Below are 21190 nucleotides of genomic sequence, written 5' to 3'. Positions count from 1 at the left end.
GATTTCAGCAGCACCGCCACTCCACTCAGAGCTGCCGGGGGATTGGCCAGGAAATGAATGTATTCGACAGAGCGCTGGAACCGCCCTGTCTCACGAGAAGCATGGAAGATGCTTCGAAGCTACTTTACACGCTCCCAGACGATGTGAACCTTCATCCCATCCGGGCGCCGAAAATCTTCCACCATCCGGTCGCCGTCAACCTTCAGTTGCAAGTCATCCTGGGTACGCACAGCGCCCACCCAGTTTGGAAACGTAGATCCTTCGACGGTGTTGCCCGTGAACTCGCCGTTCTGGTTAACGGTATATCGTCCAAAGAAACCGATGCTACCGAGCATGGCTGCGCGGTTTTCCTCATCGGTGCCTTCGCCACGCACGTTGGAGCGAAACGGCGGCACGCGTGGATCCGTGAGCACTTCAACAAACGTCAACTCCGGGGTGAAAACGAGCCAGCCATGAGGATTGGGTCCATAAGCATCCGAGCTACTGCCCTGGTGCTCAACCGTTGCGCTGATCATGCGCCAAGTGCCGATCAACGAGTTTTGTTCGCCCGCGAAGGCTGTGGGGAAAACCGAAAAGGCAATGACCGCACCTACTGCCAGTACGCTGTTTTTTAGAGTCATCTGTATCACCTCTCACTGTAAGGATGCGATGGAGAATAAAAAATCTTCATGCCCTGGCCGAGATAATTGCCAGGCGTAGTTCCCGCGAAGCGGCATAATCGGCCTGCCGTCCCAATTGCCAGCCCAAGTAACCCCACAGCAACGCGCAACACGCGCCAATCATCGCGGCCAGGCCGGCGCCCTGCCCCAGCATGTCAAGCAGGCTCTTGGCCCAGCCACTCATGGCGTCACCGGCGCGATAAACCACGGTGTCGATGAAGTTCTTCGCCTTGTATTTACTCTCGGCGTCCAAGGGCGCGAAGAGCATTTCCCTGCCCGGCCGGACGAACGCGTACTCGCCGATTCGTCGTACGATCATCAACGTCGTAAGCAGCGCAAACCCGGGCGCCAACGCCAGGCCCAGGAAGCCGATGGACATGAGCAGCGGCACGATGGCCAGCAACGCGCGTACCCCCAGCTTCGGTGCGATACGTCCGGTGATGAACAGCTGGGACAGCAACGCGCCCGCCTGCACGATGATGTCGATGGTGCCAAAGATGCGAACTTGCGATTCGCGATCCGGATAGTGCTCGGCCACCAGGCGCGCCTGCTCGAAATACAGAAAGGTGCTGACGGTCGCCAACAGCACCACGAACCCGGCGATCCCCAGCAGGTAAGGTGATCTGAGCACGGTCGTCAAGCCGCTGAACGGGTTGCCGCGCAGTGGCTGCCGAGGGCTTTGCGTCGGCGCGGCACCCGGTCGGCCTGCCCCACCCTCCTCGCGCCATCTCATCAACGCCCGCTTCAAGACCAGCGTGGCCCCGAGCAACAAGGCCGCCAGCAGCATCAACCCAGAGGCGCCGAGGGTATCGATGAGCAGCGCGCTCAGGGCCGGCCCCAGCAAACCGCCGATGCTGGCGCCGGCAGCGATGAAGGCAAATAAACGCTTGGCCTGCTCGCTGTCGAATACATCCGCCATCAAGCTCCAGGCCACGGACACGACGAACAGGTTATAAACCGAGATCCAGACGTAAAAGACCCGGGCCAGCCAGACACTGTCCGGCTGGAACTGGAAGAACTCGACGAACATCAGCAGATTGATGCCGAAGAAGCCGTACACCCAATCGATGAGGCGCAAGCGCGGTACCCGGGAACTGAGCCAGGCAAACATCGGAACCGCCGCCAGCATGACCAGGAAGGTCGCGGTAAACAGCCATTGCAGATTCTCCACGCCCGCCGCGATGCCCATCGATTCGCGGATCGGGCGCAGCATGAAGTAACCGGTAAAGAGGCAAAGGAACAGCAGGAATCCGTACAACGCAGGACGCAGCTCACCGTCGCGGGCATTAAGGGCGAGGCTCAGCCGGTGCAGATAGGAAGGCGTACTCATGGGAGCTCCAGGAAGGCGGCAACAGGCCAGAGGGTGGGCACGGGACACCCGCGCCCAAGGTCGCATCAGGGGTAGGTGACGCCGGTCAGCCGTTCGGAGACGGCCCAAAGCCGATCGGAATCCGCCTCCCTGGTTGCTGCGGCAGGCGTTTTGGCAAAACCCAGCGGGCCGCGTTTTTCCTGGTCTCCGGTCGGGCCGTAATAGGCGCCGCCGACGGCCTGCTTAGCGGTGGCGGCATACAGCGTGGGCAACGCCCCTTGTGCCGCTGAGTGGTAGGCGTCGCGGTCCTGGGCCCAGCGCTGGCCGAATTCACTGTTGAGGCCGGGGCCGCGTTCGACCAACTCGGTTACGGCAACGCCGGGGTGCGCGGCGATGCTACGAATGCCCCAATTTTCGGCATCGCTGCGCCGCTGCAACGCGAACGCCCAATGCAGGATGGCCAGTTTCGATTGCGCGTATGTCGCGTACGGGTCGTACTTCTGGTTGGCCTGGAGGTCATCGAAGTTTATCGCGCCACGGGTCGCTGCAATGCTTGAAAGGCTCACCACGCGTGCGTCCTGGCTTTGACGCAGGAGCGGCACCAGCAGGCCGGTCAGCGCGAAGTGCCCCAGGTAATTGGTTGCTAACTGAAGTTCGAAACCATCGGCTGATGTACCTCGTTCGGACGGCGCCATGATGGCGGCATTGTTGATCAACACGTCGAGGCGCGGCAGCCTCTGATTAAGACGCTGGGCCAGGTCGCGCACGGATGAAAGGTTGGCCAGGTCCACGGCCTCGAACTGCACCTTGGCATCGGGCACCGCCTGTTGAATGCGTGCAATGGCCTGTGCACCGCGCTCTGGATTGCGAGCAGCGATAATCACCTGCGCGCCGACACGGGCAAGTGCCAGCGCATCCTCATAACCCATGCCGCTGGTGCCGCCGGTGACCAAGACGATTCGGCCCTCCTGAGACGGCATGTCGTTGGTCGACCAGTCGGGTTTCGGTGCGGCACGAGCCGATGCTTCGATACTTACGGCACTGAGCAGCGCGACACCGGCGACAAGTGCCCGGACCAGTCTCATCAACGGGTTTATGGTGTTCAGAAGGCCGATTGCGGGGGTTGCTGTGTTCCACATGGTTGAATCCTCTATTTGAAACAATGAACCGACACGACCGGCGATCACTGGATGGAACACGCCTCAGCCAGTTGCAGAAAGCTGACTTGGCGGGTTTGCCCTTGCGTATCCACATAGGTCATTTTTGCCCGCACAACCTCACACACTTGCGAGCTCGGTGCCTCGATGCGAATGGCGTGGGCGATGTCCAGCGGCATGCCATACTCGTAAGCCGGTGGTTCCGTGTTTTCTTTGGCGAACAGAGGTGAACCGCTCAACGTGATGACGGCCAGCAGACTGGCGATCGACAGGTTTTGGATATTCATGATGGACTCCATGACTGCCTTTACCGGGATGGTCTTAGCACTCTAGGAGGGGGACACTGACGTCAAGGTGACTGCTGACTGACAGGAAGATGTCAAACGCCGATGTTGGGGAAACACCGGCGTTCGCTAAGACGCAACTAGCGCGCCGCTTGGCTCGTCAGGGAAAATCCGAAGGTATTGAGCCCATCCTTGCTGTGGGCAAACACTCGTCCACCGTGCATGGACGCCACGGCCCGCACAATGGAAAGCCCCAGGCCATGGTGCGCGTCGCTCCGGGCCCTGGCGGCGTCGGCGCGATAGAAGCGTTCGAACAAATGCTCCAGGTGCACGTTGTCGATAGGCTCGCCTGCATTGGAAACGCTCACCTGGGCCTGCATGCCATGGCTTTCCAGGCGGACGATGATGAGGCTCTCCGGCACCGCGTATCGCGCCGCGTTTTGTATCAGATTGGCGAGGGAGCGGTGAAACAGGCGTCGGTCGATGCATACGCGCATGTCGCCTTTGATCACCACGTTCAGCTGTTTGTCATGCAAGACAGGCTCAAGGTATTCCACCGTCTTCGACGCCTCTTCATAAAGCGAGACATCACTGAGCTCGGTCGCCCGCTGCCCACTTTCGGCACCCGCCAGGAACAGCATGTCATTGACGATGGTGCCCATCCGCTCCAGCTCTTCGAGGTTGGACTGCAACAGATCCTGAAGCTCATTCACGTCCCGCCCGTGGGCCAACGCAACCTGGGTCTGCCCGATCAGGTTGGTCAACGGCGTTCGCAGCTCGTGGGCCACATTGGCATTGAACCCTTCGAGCTGGCACCAGGCCGTTTCCTGGCGAGCCAAGGCGCCGTTGAACGACACCGCCAACTCCTGCAATTCGCTTGGCAGCGCCTCGGTGTCCAGTCGCTGCTTCGAATCCCCCGGCGGCAGGCTGTTGGCCTGACGGCTCAGGCGCCTGACCGGCCCCAGGCCAAAACGCGCGATCCAGTAACCGAGCAATGCCACCAGCACAACGCCCAGCGCCGAAATCAGGATCAGCATCTTGGTGAATTGGTCCAAGGTCTTCATGAACGGCGTTGAATCGAGCCCCACGATAAAGCGCAACTCCGGCCGGCTCCCCATGGCGGCGATGGTCTTGACCAGCAGCACCATGGGACGATGCCGGTCAGGTAACTCGACCGTGGAGAATCCATCCGGGCGCTTCGACCAATCCTGGCCGTCCGGCATGGCCCCGCCATAACTGTAGGCCGGGTCGTCAACCAGCACCCAATAACGCACCCGCTCGTCCGCGGGAGTCAGGCCATCCAGCTTCTCACGCAAGCCGACCCAGAACGCCGGCGAATCGTATTTTGCGAGCACGGGGTCGAGTACGGAATGACGCAGGATCAGCTCGTTCTGCATCTGATCTTCGAGCGATTGCTTCAAGGAACAGCGCAACAGCGTCGCACTCACCGCGGTGATCAGCATGACCGAAAGCGCAAACATCAGGCCGAGCCGCCTGGATATCGATCCTTTCATCATGGCGTACCGTTTTGCCTGCCATCGGCTTCGCGGCTTTCCAGTACATAGCCCATGCCACGGACCGTATGCAGCAGCTTGCGAGGATAAGGCGCATCCACTTTAGCGCGCACACGCTTGATCGCAACCTCGACCACGTTGGCATCACTGTCGAAATTCATGTCCCAGACCTGCTCGGCGATCATCAATTTGGGAAGAATCTCGCCCTGGTGCCGCGCCAGCAGGCTCAACAGACAGAACTCCTTGGCCGTGAGGTCCAGCCGCACCCCGGCCCGAGTGACCTTGCGCGCTTGCAGGTCGACCTCGAGGTCATCGATGCGCAAGTGCGTCGGGTCGGCCGTGTCGTCGGCGAAACGCCGGATCAATGCCTGGATGCGCGCAACCAGTTCGGCAAATGAAAAGGGTTTGGCCAGGTAATCATCGGCGCCCTCTCGCAGCCCACGGACGCGATCATCCACCGTGCCCCTGGCCGACAACATGATGACCGGGGTTTTCTTGTACAGGCGCAAGCCCTGCAGCACGCCGTAGCCGTCCTTGCCCGGCAACATGACATCCAGGATAACGACGTCATAATCCATTTCCAGCGCGTAGTGCAGGCCATCGATGCCATTAGTCGCGACATCAACGATGTAGCCGAGCTCGCTCAAGCCACGGTGCACATAAGAGGACGTCTTTTCCTCGTCCTCGACGATGAGCAAACGCATCGGGTAACTCCTCCGTAGAAGCGGCGCGGGTCGAGACGGACTTTTATCCATCTCTCAAGCATTCTGGACAGGCTGTGTGCACCATTTTCCAGACTACAGAACAAAGGTGTCCTGAACCTGACCGCTTCCTGACATTCTTGTCAGAATAGACCGACGTCTGGCCCCGTCGCTGGAAAAACCATCGTCCGGAAAGCGCCTCAAATCAACCCTAGCGTCAGGGCTTTGAGCGTCGCAGCCGCACGGGTGGTGCATTGAAGTTTACGGAACACGTTTTCCACATGGGTACGAACCGTGCTCGGACTGATGCCCAGTTGACGCGCCACTTCCTTGTTGCTTCCGCCTGCACTGATGCGCCGTAGAATTTCGGTTTCACGCTCGGAAAGCAGGCCACCGCCAGGCTTGCAGGCGGTCATCGTGGTATCCCCGCGCGCCGCCGCGATGACCGCCTGACAGGCGCGTCGGTCAAAGCGTCCCTGGTCCGCTTCGTCCAGCAACAGGCGGGTGGCATCGTCATGACTGAGGGCCGGTCGCCACGGTCGGTCGCTCAGCAACGCTTGCCAAGCCAGGGCCGCGGCAAGCAAGAGGTGTTCGCTTTGCAGCGCGTCGCCGCTGAGACTGCGAAAGTAACCACTGCCATCCAGTCGTTCGTATGCGTGAGCCGCTATCTGACCCGACACGGCCAGCGCCGGTATCTGGCCGCAGGTCCGCGACGTCCAGTAAGGCACCAACCGCACTTGCTCAAGATCGCCCTCCAATAACGCTCCGGGAATGTTCCAGACTCGATTGGGCACTGCTGCGCGGCCAATACCATGGATGAGCGCCGCTTGGCCGAGATGGTCAACGGCTGATGCCGACAGGCCGGAAAGCCTGGCGGCCTCGCGCACCAGTTCCGAGGCGCAGCGCGAATATCCCGACAGCCACGGGAGCTTGAGATCGATCACATCGCCGACCAGGGTCAGCGGCACCTGTGCCGTGGTTTCCCGCGGATCGACAGACTGTGGTGTCCGCAGCTGATCCAACCAGTCCTCAGCGTGCTTCAACATTTCGCTGGCGAGCGCTGCTGGATAACGTCGGTCGCTCTTGCTGCTGATCCACTGTAAAGCCACCTCCAGACCGTGGCTGCGGGACAGAATTTCCAGATCCCCTGCCAGCAACACCTGATAAACCACCTCCGGTACCTGCGGATGACGCAGGCCGAACGGCCTTCCCTCCCCGTCGTATTGCTCGAACACATGACGCAGCCCGTGTTCGACTTCGGTTCTCAAGCCCAATGTATGAGCGATATCACCGGACACCTCGCAATGAATCTGTGCCAGCGGCGTGGACCTGCGCATCGCTCGCTGGCCCGCCGCACTGAGGGTATTCGTCAGCATCGCGTTGCGCCCCTCGACGTCATCGCCCAGCAGTTGGGTGAAACCCTGCGCATTGGCGGTACACCCTGACCAGCGCAGCAAGGCCACCTGGCGTCCGATCTCGGTGTGCTCGCCAGCACCATTGCACGCCTGCGCGAGCATCAGCACCAATCGGGCGGTGCGGCGTGACTGATCGAACGGTTGGCCCATGCTCAGGTCGCCGACCATGGACAACGCCAGAATGGCGTCTTCCAATTCGATACAGTCACCTGCCGACATGTCGTTTCCTCCGGACATTCGATTGAACATTATTGATGGCCTCGGATAAATGACCGATACCTCAGCCGCCGAGTATCGCTGAAACTGCGCTCACCCCATACAGGAGATCGCATCATGTTCAAACCCAAGGCCCTTGCCCTCACACTCGCCATGACCTGTTCCTTGTTCGGCGGCGCAGTACATGCCGCGACGCAGCAACCTTCTGTCGTCATCGTCCATGGCGCTTTCGCCGACGGGTCCGACTGGGGCAAGGTCGTCCCGCTGCTGCAGGCGGAAGGCATCAAGGTCACCGTGGTACAAAATCCGCTGACCTCGCTGGCTGACGATGTCGCCGCCACGCAGCGTGTACTGAACAACCAGGAGAACGACGTCGTATTGGTCGGCCATTCCTGGGGCGGCACCGTCATCAGCGAGGCTGGCACCGACAAGAAAGTACGCAGCCTGGTGTACGTCGCCGCGTTCGCCCCGGATGCCGGTCAAGCCAGTAAAGACCTGGGCAAGGACTACCCTGCCCCGCCCGGTGTGAAAGACATCGCCGCCGACAAAAACGGTTTCCTGTACATGACCGCCGAGGGCATGGCCACCGGGTTTGCCCAGGACCTTTCCGCACAGCAAACCGCGGTAATGGCGGCGACGCAGGGGCCGATCCGCGCCTCGGCCTTCGATGACAAAACCAGCGTCGCCGCCTGGAAAGGCAAGCCAACCTGGTACGTCGTGGCCAAGGAAGACCGGATGATCCAGCCTGATCTGCAGCGGGCTTTCGCCAAGAAGATCGGTGCCAAGGTCAGCGAAGTCGACGCCAGCCACGTGCCGCAACAATCGCGCCCGGCCGATGTTGCAAAAGTCATCATCCAGGCTGTTCAGAAGAGCCAGTAATCCCTGGCCCCTTCTGCGCTGAGGTCGAGGGAAGTGCGCTGCACCTGGAATGTTTGCCGCCGCGAGTCATAGCGCGAGCGGTAGCCGAACAGCCAGCCGCAACGTACCTCCCTGCCCTGGCGAAACTCCATGAATCTGGCGAACGAAACACTCCGCCCAAGGAGCCCTGCTCATGAGTTCCGAGCTGAAAAAACATCATTTCGACTTTATCGTCTGTGGAGCGGGCACCGCCGGCTCCGTCGTGGCCGGACGGCTGGCCGAAAATCCCGAGGTCGAGGTATTGCTCATCGAGGCTGGGGGCGGCGATGAACACCCCCATGTGCTGGAGCCGGGAAACTGGCCCCTGAACCTTGGCAGCGAGCGCGATTGGAACTTCGTAGGTGCCGCGAACCCTCATCTCAACGACAGGAAAATCCCGCTGAATATGGGCCGCGGATTGGGCGGTGGGTCCAGCGTCAATGTCATGTTGTGGGCCCGCGGTCACAAAAACGATTGGGAAGATTTTGCCGCGCAAAGTGGCGATCCTGCGTGGAACTACGCCTCGGCCCTGAAGATTTATCAACGCGTGGAAGACTATCAGGGGGCCTGCGATCCAGTCCGTCGCGGCAAAGGCGGACCGGTTCATGTCGCGCCTGTGCGAGACGCTCAGCCGATTGCGAACGCCATGCTCAGCGCGGCTGCCGGAATGGGTATACCGGTTTTTGACAACCCGAACGGCGTCATGATGGAAGGCCGCGGAGGTGCTGCCTTGAACGATCTCATCGTCAAGGATGGCCGGCGTAACTCCATCTACCGCGCATACGTCGCGCCACGCCGTGGCCAGCCCAATCTCACGGTCTTGACGGATACGCTTGTCAGTCGCGTGCTATTCAGGGACCAACGCGCCATCGGCGTGCAAACCATAAGCAATGGCCAGACCGAGTGCTTTTACGCCAATCACGAAGTCATTCTTTCGCTGGGAGCGATCAACACGCCGAAGGTTCTGATGCAATCAGGCGTGGGGCCGGAGGAAGAATTGCAGCGCCATGGCATTGCGCTCGTCCAGCAGCTCCCCGGTGTTGGCGCCAATCATCAGGATCACGTGTCCTTTGCCGTTATTTTCGAATACGCGACGCCACAAGCGGTGGGTTACGGCGGTTCGGAGGCGACGCTCTACTGGAGCAGCGACAGCACTTTGCGTCTCCCGGACATGTTCCACTGCCAGGTTGAATTTCCAGTACCCAGTGCAGAGACCGCCTCACTCGGCGTGCCTGTACACGGCTGGACAATGTTCGCCGGCCTTGCCCATCCGGAAAGTCGCGGACGGGTCAAGCTCAGCGGCCCGAATGTGACCGATGCCCCCATCATTGAACCCAACACGCTGTCGCATCCGGCCGATCTGCGCAACGCGCTGGAAAACATTCGATTTGTCCAGGAACTGGGCGCGCAGGCCCCCTTCAAGGGCTTGGTAAAAGGTGAAAGCCTGCCTGGAAAACTAAATACCCAATCGCTCGAACACTACGCGCGCAACGCGGCCGTGACTTACTGGCACCAATGCGGTACGGCAAAAATGGGCCAGGACGCGATGTCCGTGGTCGATGGTCAACTGCGGGTCTACGGAGTCCAGGGCCTGCGCATTGCCGACGCTTCCATCATGCCGCATGTCACCAGCGGCAATACGATGGCCCCGTGCGTCGTGATCGGTGAGCGGGCCGTGGAGGCTATACGGGCCACTTACGACATATAGCATTGATGGCGGCACCATTGCGACGGCTTCATAGAAAGTGTGGGGCGGCTTTGGCTATCCGCCTCGACCTTCAGACAGCCAATGCGGGCGCATGCGGAACCAATTCGCAGGCACATGGATGCCGGGGGCTTTTTCAAGGGGTTCCGGCAATGATCCGGGACGATGTGCTTGTTAATCCGCATCATCTCTTATGCATATTTGGAATTAAATAAATAGCTAAAGAAACTAAATAAACGACCTTAGCTCACCTATCTTAAAATCTTGAAACCCCTCAGGTTCCTGTTGAATAAAGAGGATTGCGAGGCCGATATGGAGATCACCTTCGTGGTGGATAGGCAGCAGTTGTTGGACTCGACTTCCCCTGGCCCTTCCTGTGGCGACAACCCTGGATCCGACGCCGCCTTCCTTAAGGCTGACTGACGCCCGAATACGAGCCACAGGAAGCCGTTCATGGCAATCACGCAAAACAATCGCTTGGTGCAGGTCGACAGTCCTCTCGGCGAAGATGTGCTGTTGCTGCAAGGCATGGAAGGTAGCGAAGAGTTGGGGCGGTTGTTCCACTACGAGTTGGACCTGACTTCCGAAGACCGAGCAATCACGTTCGACCAGTTGCTGGGCAAGCCGATGGGCCTGACCCTGGAGCTGTACGACGGCGGCAAACGCTACTTTCACGGCATTGTCTGCAGTTGCCGGCAATTGACCGGCCACGGCCAGTTCGCCGGTTACCGGATCAGCTTGCGTCCCTGGTTCTGGCTGCTCACGCGCACCTCGGATTGTCGGATTTTCCAGAACAAGACGGTGCCGGACATCATCAAGCAGGTGTTTCGCGACCTCGGTTTCTCCGATTTCGAAGACGGCCTCAGCGGCAGTTACCGCGAGTGGGAATATTGCGTGCAGTACCGCGAAACCAGCTTCGACTTCGTCAGTCGGCTGATGGAGCAGGAAGGCATCTATTACTACTTTCGCCATGAGAAATCGCGGCATGTCCTGGTATTGGCCGATGCCTATGGCGCTCACACCACTGCGGCGGACTATGAATCAGTGCCCTTTTATCCGCCCGATCGACAAATGCGCGAGCGTGATCATTTCTACGACTGGCAACTGGCCCGGGAAGTACAACCCGGTTCGCTGGCGCTGAACGACTACGACTTCCTACGCCCTCGCGCCAGCCTTGAGGTGCGCTCCAGTGTGCCGCGCAACCACAGCAACGGCGACCATCCGCTCTATGACTATCCCGGTGAGTACGTACAGAGCAACGATGGCGAGCACTACGCGCGCACCCGCATCGAGGCTATTCACAGCCAGTTCGAGCGTGTGCAGTTGCGCGGTCGCGCTCGCGGGCTGGGTTGCGGCCATATGTTCACGCTGACGGGCTATGACCGCGCGGACCAGAACCGCGAATACCTCGTGGTGGTCGCCCGTTATCAGATCCGTCAGGAAGCCTATGAAAGCGGACAGTCGGATATCGCCGAACAGTTCGTCAGCGAACTGGACTGCATGGATGCCAACCAGGCCTTCCGCCCTCTCCCCCTCACGCCCATGCCCATTGTCCGCGGGCCGCAGACTGCCGTGGTGGTCGGCCCCAGTGGCGAGGAGATCTGGACCGACCAGTATGGCCGGGTCAAGGTGCATTTCCATTGGGATCGCCATGACCAATCCAACGAAAACAGCTCCTGCTGGATTCGCGTGTCCCAGGCCTGGGCCGGGAAGAATTGGGGCTCGGTGCAGCTCCCGCGGATCGGTCAGGAAGTCATCGTCAGCTTCCTGGAGGGCGATCCGGATCGTCCGATCATCACCGGCCGCGTCTACAACGCCGAACAGACCGTGCCCTATGCGCTGCCGGCCAACGCCACCCAGAGCGGGGTGAAAAGCCGTTCGAGCAAGGGCGGCTCACCGGCCAACTTCAATGAAATCCGCATGGAGGACAAGAAAGGCGCCGAGCAACTGTTTATCCACGCCGAGAAGAACCAGGACATCGAGGTCGAGAACGACGAGACCCACTGGGTCGGTCATGACCGCAGCAAGACCATCGACAACGACGAAACCGTGCACGTCAAACACGACCGCACCGAAACCGTCGATAACAACGAAACCATCACCATCGGTGTGGACCGCAAGGAAAAGGTCGGCAACAACGAAACCATCTCCATTGGCGTGAACCGCACCGAGGATGTTGGCAGCAACGAGAAAATCACTATTGGTGCCAATCGCACCGAGAGCGTGGGCAGTAACGAGACCATCACCATCGGTGCCGACCGCACGGAAAAAGTCGGTGCGAACGAAAAAATCAGCATCGCCAGCAACCGCACCGAGGACGTGGGTGGCAACGAGACCATCGGCATCAGCGGCAACCGCAACGAAACGGTCCAGGGCAACGAAGGGATCGAGATCAACGGCAACCAGAGTACCCAGATCGGCCAGAACGAGTCCCGCGATGTCGCTCAGAACCGCAGCACGAGCATCAAGCAGAACGACAGCCTGGATGTGGGCAAGCACTTCTCCCTCAACGCTGGTGACTCCATCAGCCTGACCACGGGCGCGGCCAGCATCACCATGAAGAAGGACGGCACCATTGTGATCAGCGGCAAGAACATCACCATCGACGGATCCGGCGCCATCAACATCAAGGCCAACAAAAACGTGGTCGTCAAAGGCCAGAAAATCCTGCAGAACTAGCCACGGAGTGGGCGCCATGACCGTTGAATATCATTTCCCCGTTTCCTCTACCGCCACGCCCGCGCGCGTGGATGGCGTCGTGATTGGGGTGCTGCTGGATGTGCCCGGGGCAGATGCCCCGGTGGTGGCCTTCCCTGGCTGCCCCGGCGAAACGGGCCTCGCCGCGCGCACCACCACCCCGCTCGCCCGTGAAGACATCGGCGCCCAGGTCGCACTGATGTTCGAGGCCGGCGATTTGACCCGGCCGCTGGTGATCGGTCGCATCCAGCGCCTGCCGCAAACCGCCACGCCAGCCGTCGCCCACCTGGACGGCGAGCGCTTGGAGTTCACGGCAGAGCGGGAAATCGTCCTGCGCTGCGGTAAGGCGAGCATTACCCTCACGCGTGAGGGCAAGGTGCTGATCCGTGGGACCTATCTTTCGAACCGGTCATCCGGCGTGAACCGCATCAAGGGCGGTTCGGTGCAGATCAACTAGACAGGTAGTCGACTCATGGAGCTGCTCAACGCCAGCAAACTGTTTGCGGCCTACACCCAGGGCCTGGAGCCCGATGGTCGCGAATCCCTGGTGATCGTGGCCAAAGGCACGTTTGATTTACCGCTGGACGGCCGTGCGGCAACCCTCGCCGACACCCAGCAACCGCTGCTGATGGCCGACACCTTCCTCGGCGAGCCGGGCCTCAGCGCCCCGCTGCAGGAAATGGACTTCGCCCCGGTCAAGCCATTCTGCGATGTGCTGGTACGCGGCAAGGCCTATGCCCCAGGCGGGCGGCCCGTGACGCAGCTGGCCGCGGGCATTCGCGTCGGGCAGATGAGCAAAGCCTTTTCCGTCCTCGGCCCCCGACAATGGCAACCGGGGCTATTGGGGGTATCTCCCGGTTTACCGCAACCCTTTACCCAGCAGGACATCTCCTATGCCCAGGCCTACGGAGGCTCCCATCCCATGGCCAAGAATCCGGATATGCGTCATTGCTACCCGGACAATCCAAGCGGTTGCGGTTGGTTTCCAGGCAGCATCGACAGTGCTGAAGTCGCTTACAAGCCAATGCCGAATACGGAAGAACTGGGCAAGCCGATCGACAGCCCCTCCGGCGATTTTCGCCCCATGGCCCTCGGCCCCATCGGTCGTAGCTGGCCACAACGCGCCCGTTTCGCCGGTACCTACGACGAGGCCTGGCTGGCCGACTGCTTTCCGTTTCTCCCGCAAGATTTCGACCGTCGCTACTTCCAGGCAGCCCCTGACGATCAGCAGATTCCTTACCTGCGTGGCGGCGAGGACGTGCTACTGCTCAACCTCACGCCCCAAGAGCGCGCGGGCTTTCGCATCCCTGAAATGGAGGTGCCGGTGACGTTCTTCTTGAAAAAAGGTGGCCATGAGACTGTGCAGGCGGTAATCGACACCCTGCTGATCGACACAGACGCGCGCCAGGTGCAACTGACCTGGCGTGTTTCCCGTCCCCTGCGGCGCAACCTGTTCGAGATCGCCCAGGTGCTGGTTGGCACAATGTCCACGGGTTGGTGGCGCGCCCGTGAACTGGGCAAGGATTACTACCCGTCGCTCTCCTCCCTGGTAAAAGCCAGGCGCGCCCCCGAGGAGATGGACGGATGACCGCACTTTGCATCATCGGCTCCGGCATGGTCAGCGCTGTCGGCCTCAGTGCACCCGCGAGCTGCGCGGCGATCCGCTGCGCCATCGACAATTTCCAGGAAACCCGTTTCATCGACCAGGGTGGCGAATGGCTGATGGCCGCCAGCGTACCTCTGGAGCAGCCCTGGCGCGGCCGCACCAAGTTGCTCAAGATGGCCGCTCGCGCCATCGCCGAGGCGTTACAGAGCACCCCTGGGGTTGACCCGGAAAAGACCCCGCTACTGCTGGGATTGGCCGAAGCCGAGCGCCCCGGCCGCCTCGCCGGCCTCGACAAGGGGTTGCTGCAGGCTATCGAAACCGAACTGGGCCTGCGTTTTCATCCGGACTCTTACATCATCGCCCGTGGTCGGGTCAGCGCCGCCGTGGCCCTGCTGAATGCGCGCACGCTGATCTACCAGAGCGGCCATCGCCACGTACTGATTGCCGGCGTCGACTCTTTTCTGAACGCATCGACGTTGGCCGCCTTCGAAGAACGCGAGCGCCTGCTCACCAGCCAGAACTCCAACGGCTTTATCCCCGGCGAAGGCGCCGCCGCCGTGGTGCTGGCGGCCCCCGTCGCCCGTGAAGAGCCGCAACTGGCCTGCATGGGGCTGGGGTTCGGCGTGGAGAAGGCCACCGTGGAGGCCGAAGACATTCCCCTGCGCGCCGATGGTCTGACTCAAGCCGTGCGCGCAGCCCTGAGCGAAGCCGGCTGTGGGTTGGAGCAGATGGATTATCGGCTCACCGACATCTCCGGTGAGCAGTACTACTTCAAGGAAGCCTCCTTGGCCCTCAGCCGAACCCTGCGCGTGCGCAAGGAGTTCTTCCATCTCTGGCACCCGGCCGACTGCATTGGCGAAGTCGGCGCGGCCATCGGCCCGGCCATGCTCGCCGTGGCCCTGGCTGCCAGTCGCAAGGGCTATGGCGAAGGACCGAATATCTTCTGCCACCTCGGCAACGACGCTGGCGAACGCGCCGCCGTGATGCTCAGTTACCAGACTGTGAGGGCTGCGTAATGGCGAATGAGGTGTATGCCAACAATATGGAAATTTCCTGCAAGGCGGCGGATGGCAAATCGATCGCCTGCTTCCCGGATGTCTGCTTCACCCCGCCCCAGGCCCCGCCCACCCCGCTGGGGGTGCCGATTCCCTACCCCAATACCGGCATGGCCAAGGATACGACCAAGGGCACGCGAACGGTTAAGATCAGTGGCAAGGAAGCCATGCTCAAGGATAAGAGCTATTTCAAGACCAGTTATGGGGACGAGGCTGGCAATGCCCCGAAAAAGGGGATCATCACCGGCAAGATCAAAGGGAAGGTCTATTTCACGGCCTGGTCGATGAATGTGAAATTTGAAGCTGAAAACGTCGTACGAAATATGGACCTGACCACCCATAACCACGGTTCAACGTCCAACACACTGGCATGGCCTTATTTGGATGCGGTAGCAATGGCCGACCCCAACAACCCTTGTGTCAAGTCAGGCACCGTGGAAAAAGTAAAGGCGGCCTGCCCGCCGCCAGCCAAGTCATTGTCTCGCGGCGCAATACCCGGCCCCGCCGACAATACAAGCCCCGCGTGCTGTGAAGCACGCAAATGCATGCTGGTACCAAATTCGCCCAAAACCCGCTGTTCAAAATGTGGGGGAAAGACCCCGCACCACCCGGTACCGGTAGCAGATTTATCGACACCCCGGCCCATCAATCCGAAAACCGGGAAGCTGAAAGTCCGTGGTGATCCTTTCGTCCCGACATACGATCACAACAAGGCCCCCTGCATATGTGTAGAGGGCGCTGACCACAACTCTCGTCAAGGCCCGACGGAAAAACTCATGCAGCATGGACGTATCGGTAGGGGGTACGTGGTCAAACGAGATGCGATGTTGGACGGTCGTGATGATTTCACCTACGCGCAAATAAGTGACCTCTCGGCCCAAGCGGTCGCCGATGAGACGGGCTGCGATAAAAACTGCCTGAAGGCTCAGATCGACAAAGGTCACGCAGACCTGGGCGTTGGCCCGGAATCAAGTATGCGCAGGGGGGAAGTTCGCGCACCCGCCCTTGAAAAGAAGCCGAAGAACCCGGCCCCCTTGATATAGAGATGCCATCATGAACAATGAAGACTCCCTGTTTTTCACCTGTGGCCTAATTGTTAAGCCGGGCACAATCGTTATTCCTGCGCAGTACAACTCCCTGCCGGACGAACAGATGTCCAGGGTCGCCTTCTGCTTCGATGGAAATTGGGTCTACAACGACGTAGACAACGATGTCATCGGGGCGGTCTGCTTCAGACGCAGTGACAACAGCCTCTGGATGCTTGGACGAAATGGCAACCTTCGTTATGTGAGGTCTGGCTCGGCGGACTTCACTCTGGACAACATTCGAGGAAAGTTCGAAAACCATCGCATCGAAACAGGTCGGCTTGGCGAGCTGCTTTGCATAAGAGAAGTCGAGAACCAGTTGTACATCTGCGGCCAGTCATCCCAGGTTTATCGTCACTCAAACGGTGCATGGACGAACATGAGCCCTCCCGGAACGAAAATAGGCTCTCCAACCTTGGAAAGCCTGGATGGCCTGTCGCACGACAATATCTATGCGGTGGGTGAAAAGGGCCTCATCCTGTACTACGACGGATCGTACTGGAGCACCCTGGACTCCCCAACCAATCGCCCGCTGTCATGCGTAAGGTGCAAGAGTGAAGAGGAGGTTTATGCATGCGGGAATGATGGTCTGTTGCTGCTAGGCAACCGCGATCGATGGCAGGTCATCGACACAGAGAGAACCATGAATTTCTGGGACATGGCGCTGTACAACGGGGATCTGTACCTTTCCCATGTGCACGGCATCGTTCGATATGATGGGCAGGACTTCTTCGACATCGATACGGGCCTTATACCCCCTCCCGGCGCCCATAAACTTGATGCCCGTGATGGACTGCTGTACTCCTTTGGTGTTGACGACATACTCAAGTTTGATGGCAATCAGTGGGAGCGGGTGATATGCCCGCACAACACATGAGTTTGCCCGCCACCTTGATCATTGCGATGCTTGGTTCATGAACAACTCGCTGTCCCGGGTGGTCGAGCAGCACGCCGAAGAAGCCAGCTTCCTCGTGGTCCTGCGCGACTATGCCCTGCGCGCACCGCACTACGACATCGAGCACCTCGACAAACTCGATAACCGCCTTGACGCCCACCTTGATGGCTTGCGCATCGCAACCCCTGACGGCCTGCAAACTCTATTGGCCCAGCTCGGCCCGCACGCCATCGGCGAGATGTTCGCCAGTGTGGTGCTGGCTTTCGAGGCGGCCGATGCGAACGTGCTGTCGCGGCTCAGCGAACATTTGCGCACGGCCATGGAAACGGAGCGCGGTTATCTGATGGCCTTGGGCTGGCTCGACTGGGAGCGGATATCGCCCTGGATCGAGCGCATGCTCGCCGCCCCTGCCCCGCTGTTCCGCCGCCTCGGCCTCGCCGCCTGCGGCATGCATCGCCACGACCCAGGCCCCGCCCTGCTGGCCGGACTTTCCGATGCCGACCCCAGCGTGCTGGCACGTGCCGCGCGCACGGCTGGCGAACTGCGCCGGCGTGACCTGCTGCCGGTGATTCGTGCCCACCGCCAGCATGAAGACGCCGCCACGCGCTTCTGGGCCAACTGGGCCACCACCCAAATGGGCGATCAGCAGGCCTTGGAGCCTCTGCGCTCATTCGCCGAACAACCGGGCGAATTTCAATACCGCGCGCTCTGTGTGCTGCTGGCCTGGCAGGAACGCGAGCCCAGCATCGCCTGGATACGCCAGTGGGTACAGGATCCCCGGGATCGGCGCATCGGCATCGAGGCCCTTGGGCTGCTGGGCGATCCGGTCTGCGTGCCTTGGTTGATCCAACAGATGAGCGACCTGCCCTTTGCCCGGGTCGCCGGCGAAGCCTTCAGCCTGATCACTGGCGCTGACCTGGCGTTGCTTGATCTGGAACTGCAGGCCCTGCCGGATTTCGATGCGGGCCCGAACGACAACCCTGAAGATCCCAATGTCGCGATGGACCCCGATGAGAACCTGCCCTGGCCCGACCCGCAGGCAATCGAAAAATGGTGGCAAGCCAACGGCGGACAATTCCAGATGGGTACGCGTTATATGCTGGGTTTGGCCCATAGCGAACACAGTTTTCAGCAAGCCCTTGTCCACGGCCAGCAACGCCAGCGCATCGCCGCCGCCTGCGGCCTCGCCCGCTATCGGCCAAACGAAGTGCTGTTTCCCACTAGCGCGCCGGCCTGGCGGCAAAAGAGGTGGTTGGCAGCGGTCAACGCCGCATCGAACATCAGCGGCACGAAACCACCGAGCTAATCCTGTACCTGCGGGCATTTGTGATCCCGATCGGCTGCGATTCCCGGGTGTGTGGCCTGAGGCGCGGCAGGGTAACAACGATTTTTGGTGAAGCAGCACACAAAATGTAAGAGATGTACAAAATAATTATCCTACGTTTCGGTCGCTAAAACAGCGATCTTCCAGGGAATGCGCGCGTCTACTGGGCCTTTGAGCCCGTGGGCTTTGAGCCTTTAGCGCTGGCCGCATCGGACATCACATCTCTCTCCGTCTACCGATTTTCAACGGTTGACCGCCCAGTCATAGCGTCCTAGCCTAAGCGCGCGGCAAAAACCGGAGCAGTCATAGGACGTCGCATCAACGAACAGTCCTTTCTGACGCTCCTCTGGCAAGGGAATGTGCCGCGAGCGACTGCCGGCTCCAGTCTCATGGAACCAGCTTGCACCAGCCCTCACATTACATGGACGTGTCATGATCGAACCGCGATGCTTTTCGTTAAGCTCCACGCAGCAATCCGTCTGGCTCGACCAGTTGTTATCGCCCGATATCCCCTCCTACAACATCGGCGTCACGGTGCAGGTCCACGGTGCGGTGGACCTTACGGTATTTGCCGCTGCGGTGCGGGTGGTAATCGCTCAACACGATGCGTTGCGGCTGATCTTCAGCGAAAGCGACGGGCATGCGCAGCAGCGGGTAGCCACCGACCTGGAGGCGCCTTTCGCCTACCATGACTGGCGCGGCGAGCCCGAGGTACGCGCCAAGGCCCTGGCCACTATCACGCAACTGAATCGCACGCCGTTCGCACTTTATGAGCAACCGTTGTGGGGCATGGAATGGTTTCAGTTGTCCGACACCGAGGCCCTGTGGAACAGCCGGTATCACCACCTGATCTGCGATGGCACTTCGGTGGGCCTGGTCGGCCAGGCCGTTAGTGCGGCCTACAATCAGTTGCTGCGTGGTGAACAACCGGTGCTGGACCCCGAACTGGCCGAAGGCTACCGAACCTTTGCGGCCAGGGACCAGGATTACCTGCGCTCGTCGCGCTACGACAAGGCCCGTGAATACTGGCTGGAGCAGTTTGCGGCGCTGCCGGAACCGTTGTTCCAGACCGCCCGGTCGCCGAGCGTACAACGCCAGCCACAGCCCAATGCAACCGCTCATGCTGTCAGCGCCCAGGCAACCTGGCCATTGGGGACACGGCGCCTGGATGCTCTGAGCCAGCTGGCAAAAGCCCAGGGCGCTACGCTGAGCCATTGTCTGAGCGCCTTACTGGCCGCTTACTTCAGCCGGGTGACCGATCAACGGGAGCGCCTGGTCATCGGTCTGCCGGTGCATAACCGCGCCAATGCCTTGCAAAAACGTACCGTGGGCATGTTTTCTTCGGTGCTGCCATTGGCGGTCGCGGTCGATCCTCTCGCCAACTTTACCCAGACCGTGCAACAGGTCGCCAGCCAGACCCTGCGCAGCTATCGGCACCAACGCTATCCGCTGCAAGCCTTGCATCGCGAGCTACGCGCGCGGGCCGGACATCCCGGCCACCTGTTTGAGCTGATGCTGTCGGTCGAGCAGTACCCCGGCGATGTCAACCTGGGGTCGGCGCGTTGTTCGCTGCGCACCTGGCACAACGGCTACGAGCGTTATCCGCTGGCCATCTACCTGCGGGACTACGAGGCCCAAGCCGAACCGCTCCTGGAGTTCAACTACGACCCGCGGCTGTTCAACGCCGAGCAGATCGCCGCGCACCTGCGACGGCTCGAACACCTGACCGAGCAGGTGCTCGCCGACCCCACCCGGGTGCTGGCCGATTGGCCGTTGCTCGATGACACCGAACGGCATCAGGTCATTGAAAAATTCAACGCGACCGCCCGTGACTACCCCGTCAATGAGCCACTGCATATGTTGTTCGAGGCGCAGGTACAGCGTCGACCCGAGGCGACGGCGGTGTTGGATGGCGACCACTCGCTGAGCTATCGCCAGCTCGATCAGCGCGCTGAACGGTTGGCTCGCCACCTGGCGACAAGTGGCGTCGAAACCGGCAGCAAGGTCGCAGTGTGTATGGCTCGAGACACGTCGCTGATCGTGTCGATCCTGGCGATCTTGAAGCTCGGCGCGGCCTATGTGCCCATCGATCGAGACGCCCCGGCCGCCCATCAAGCCCGAGTGTTGATGGATTGCGGCACGGCTTGGCTGCTCAGCGCAGGTGACAGCCCAGCGCCGAAGGATGGCGTCCAGGTCATCGATGTCGAGGCCTTGAACGAAGATTCGACCGCTGGCCCAAGTCGTCTACTGACGAATAGCGCAGGCGACGTCGCCTACGTCATGTACACCTCTGGTTCTACTGGCGCGCCCAAGGGCGTGCAAGTACCCCACCGTGCGGTTACCCGGCTGGTACGCAACAACGGTTTCGCCGAGTTCAACGCCCAGGACCGGATTGCCCTGGCCGCCAACCCGGCGTTCGATGCCAGCACCCTGGAAATCTGGGGCGCATTGCTCAACGGCGGCTGCCTGGTGGTCTGCCCGCGCGACACCCTGCTCGACGCTGCGCGCTTCAATGAGCATCTGCTGCACCACGAAGTCAGCGTGCTGTGGCTCACCGCCGGGCTCTTTCATCAGTTCGCCGAACCCTTGGCCCCGGCGTTTCGCAACCTGCGCTACCTGATGGTCGGCGGCGATGTGCTCGACCCTCGGCGCAGCGCCCAGGTGCTGCGCC

General features: G+C 60.7%; 17 protein-coding genes (1 of these 17 cut by a window edge). 10 read left to right on the top strand and 7 right to left on the bottom strand.

The annotated features are described in order from the left end of the window. Positions 1 to 119 precede the first annotated feature (119 nt). The 7 genes from PSH86_RS16020 to PSH86_RS15990 all read right to left on the bottom strand — a co-directional run bounded on the left by PSH86_RS16020 (position 120) and on the right by PSH86_RS15990 (position 7258). Complete coding sequence (locus PSH86_RS16020) at positions 120 to 620, bottom strand: lipocalin-like domain-containing protein (RefSeq protein ID WP_109754113.1); 501 nt, start codon at positions 618 to 620, stop codon at positions 120 to 122. 46 nt (positions 621 to 666) lie between these two features. Continuing rightward, positions 667 to 1989, bottom strand: coding sequence for an NTP/NDP exchange transporter (locus PSH86_RS16015; RefSeq protein WP_109754112.1), 1323 nt, complete (start codon positions 1987 to 1989; stop codon positions 667 to 669). 65 nt (positions 1990 to 2054) lie between these two features. Beyond that, the gene (locus tag PSH86_RS16010; RefSeq protein WP_305483723.1) at positions 2055 to 3107 is read right to left on the bottom strand and encodes an oxidoreductase; all 1053 of its coding nucleotides are present in this window, start codon (positions 3105 to 3107) and stop codon (positions 2055 to 2057) included. A gap of 44 nt (positions 3108 to 3151) precedes the next feature. Beyond that, entirely contained in the window at positions 3152 to 3412 is a 261-nt protein-coding gene (locus PSH86_RS16005; protein ID WP_109754110.1) for a DUF2790 domain-containing protein, read from the bottom strand. Between the two features lie 137 nt (positions 3413 to 3549). Next, complete coding sequence (locus PSH86_RS16000) at positions 3550 to 4890, bottom strand: heavy metal sensor histidine kinase (protein WP_305483722.1); 1341 nt, start codon at positions 4888 to 4890, stop codon at positions 3550 to 3552. A gap of 32 nt (positions 4891 to 4922) precedes the next feature. Next, positions 4923 to 5627 (bottom strand): heavy metal response regulator transcription factor, encoded by a 705-nt coding sequence (locus PSH86_RS15995; protein ID WP_109754108.1) that lies wholly within the window; start codon positions 5625 to 5627, stop codon positions 4923 to 4925. A gap of 197 nt (positions 5628 to 5824) precedes the next feature. Then, positions 5825 to 7258, bottom strand: coding sequence for an HD domain-containing phosphohydrolase (locus PSH86_RS15990; RefSeq protein ID WP_305483721.1), 1434 nt, complete (start codon positions 7256 to 7258; stop codon positions 5825 to 5827). Between the two features lie 114 nt (positions 7259 to 7372). On the opposite strand from PSH86_RS15990, the gene PSH86_RS15985 reads away from it, so the two are divergent. The 10 genes from PSH86_RS15985 to PSH86_RS15940 all read left to right on the top strand — a co-directional run. Beyond that, positions 7373 to 8134 carry an alpha/beta hydrolase gene (locus PSH86_RS15985; protein WP_116832448.1) on the top strand — a complete coding sequence of 254 codons (762 nt, stop codon included), beginning with the start codon at positions 7373 to 7375 and terminating at the stop codon, positions 8132 to 8134. Positions 8135 to 8306: 172 nt separating this feature from the next. Further along, positions 8307 to 9860, top strand: a complete 1554-nt coding sequence (locus PSH86_RS15980) for a GMC family oxidoreductase (protein ID WP_305483720.1) — start codon at positions 8307 to 8309, stop codon at positions 9858 to 9860. 450 nt (positions 9861 to 10310) lie between these two features. Next, complete coding sequence (locus tag PSH86_RS15975) at positions 10311 to 12536, top strand: type VI secretion system Vgr family protein (protein ID WP_109754104.1); 2226 nt, start codon at positions 10311 to 10313, stop codon at positions 12534 to 12536. 16 nt (positions 12537 to 12552) lie between these two features. Further along, complete coding sequence (locus PSH86_RS15970; protein WP_109754103.1) at positions 12553 to 13011, top strand: DUF6484 domain-containing protein; 459 nt, start codon at positions 12553 to 12555, stop codon at positions 13009 to 13011. 15 nt (positions 13012 to 13026) lie between these two features. Then, positions 13027 to 14142, top strand: a complete 1116-nt coding sequence (locus PSH86_RS15965) for a DUF2169 domain-containing protein (RefSeq protein ID WP_212800869.1) — start codon at positions 13027 to 13029, stop codon at positions 14140 to 14142. After that, complete coding sequence (locus tag PSH86_RS15960; RefSeq protein ID WP_305483719.1) at positions 14139 to 15176, top strand: hypothetical protein; 1038 nt, start codon at positions 14139 to 14141, stop codon at positions 15174 to 15176. Before PSH86_RS15965 ends, PSH86_RS15960 begins: the two co-directional genes overlap by 4 nt. Next, on the top strand, positions 15176 to 16258 hold the full coding sequence (locus PSH86_RS15955) for a PAAR-like domain-containing protein (RefSeq protein ID WP_109754100.1): 1083 nt from the start codon (positions 15176 to 15178) through the stop codon (positions 16256 to 16258). Before PSH86_RS15960 ends, PSH86_RS15955 begins: the two co-directional genes overlap by 1 nt. A gap of 10 nt (positions 16259 to 16268) precedes the next feature. Beyond that, entirely contained in the window at positions 16269 to 17177 is a 909-nt protein-coding gene (locus PSH86_RS15950; protein ID WP_163858684.1) for a hypothetical protein, read from the top strand. 37 nt (positions 17178 to 17214) lie between these two features. Further along, complete coding sequence (locus tag PSH86_RS15945; RefSeq protein WP_305483718.1) at positions 17215 to 18501, top strand: TIGR02270 family protein; 1287 nt, start codon at positions 17215 to 17217, stop codon at positions 18499 to 18501. A 450-nt stretch (positions 18502 to 18951) separates the two neighbouring features. Continuing rightward, a protein-coding gene (locus tag PSH86_RS15940) for a non-ribosomal peptide synthetase (protein WP_305483717.1) crosses the window boundary here: on the top strand, positions 18952 to 21190 show its 5' end (the start). The gene runs 7370 nt beyond the window's last position; only the first 2239 of its 9609 coding nucleotides appear in the window; its start codon is at positions 18952 to 18954; its stop codon lies beyond the right edge, outside the window.

The sequence above is a fragment of the Pseudomonas sp. FP2300 genome (assembly GCF_030687595.1).
Taxonomy (GTDB): Bacteria; Pseudomonadota; Gammaproteobacteria; order Pseudomonadales; family Pseudomonadaceae; genus Aquipseudomonas; species Aquipseudomonas bijieensis.
Note: the sequence above shows the minus strand (reverse complement) of the source record. Positions and strands in the feature narration are given on the sequence as shown.

Bases quoted from the DNA above. Each gene is read 5' to 3' on its own strand.
- PSH86_RS16020 (WP_109754113.1), bottom strand. From the start codon at position 620: ATGACTCTAAAAAACAGCGTACTGGCAGTAGGTGCGGTCATTGCCTTT.
- PSH86_RS16015 (WP_109754112.1), bottom strand. From the start codon at position 1,989: ATGAGTACGCCTTCCTATCTGCACCGGCTGAGCCTCGCCCTTAATGCC.
- PSH86_RS16010 (WP_305483723.1), bottom strand. From the start codon at position 3,107: ATGTGGAACACAGCAACCCCCGCAATCGGCCTTCTGAACACCATAAAC.
- PSH86_RS16005 (WP_109754110.1), bottom strand. From the start codon at position 3,412: ATGAATATCCAAAACCTGTCGATCGCCAGTCTGCTGGCCGTCATCACG.
- PSH86_RS16000 (WP_305483722.1), bottom strand. From the start codon at position 4,890: ATGTTTGCGCTTTCGGTCATGCTGATCACCGCGGTGAGTGCGACGCTG.
- PSH86_RS15995 (WP_109754108.1), bottom strand. From the start codon at position 5,627: ATGCGTTTGCTCATCGTCGAGGACGAGGAAAAGACGTCCTCTTATGTG.
- PSH86_RS15990 (WP_305483721.1), bottom strand. From the start codon at position 7,258: ATGTCGGCAGGTGACTGTATCGAATTGGAAGACGCCATTCTGGCGTTG.
- PSH86_RS15985 (WP_116832448.1), top strand. From the start codon at position 7,373: ATGTTCAAACCCAAGGCCCTTGCCCTCACACTCGCCATGACCTGTTCC.
- PSH86_RS15980 (WP_305483720.1), top strand. From the start codon at position 8,307: ATGAGTTCCGAGCTGAAAAAACATCATTTCGACTTTATCGTCTGTGGA.
- PSH86_RS15975 (WP_109754104.1), top strand. From the start codon at position 10,311: ATGGCAATCACGCAAAACAATCGCTTGGTGCAGGTCGACAGTCCTCTC.
- PSH86_RS15970 (WP_109754103.1), top strand. From the start codon at position 12,553: ATGACCGTTGAATATCATTTCCCCGTTTCCTCTACCGCCACGCCCGCG.
- PSH86_RS15965 (WP_212800869.1), top strand. From the start codon at position 13,027: ATGGAGCTGCTCAACGCCAGCAAACTGTTTGCGGCCTACACCCAGGGC.
- PSH86_RS15960 (WP_305483719.1), top strand. From the start codon at position 14,139: ATGACCGCACTTTGCATCATCGGCTCCGGCATGGTCAGCGCTGTCGGC.
- PSH86_RS15955 (WP_109754100.1), top strand. From the start codon at position 15,176: ATGGCGAATGAGGTGTATGCCAACAATATGGAAATTTCCTGCAAGGCG.
- PSH86_RS15950 (WP_163858684.1), top strand. From the start codon at position 16,269: ATGAACAATGAAGACTCCCTGTTTTTCACCTGTGGCCTAATTGTTAAG.
- PSH86_RS15945 (WP_305483718.1), top strand. From the start codon at position 17,215: ATGAACAACTCGCTGTCCCGGGTGGTCGAGCAGCACGCCGAAGAAGCC.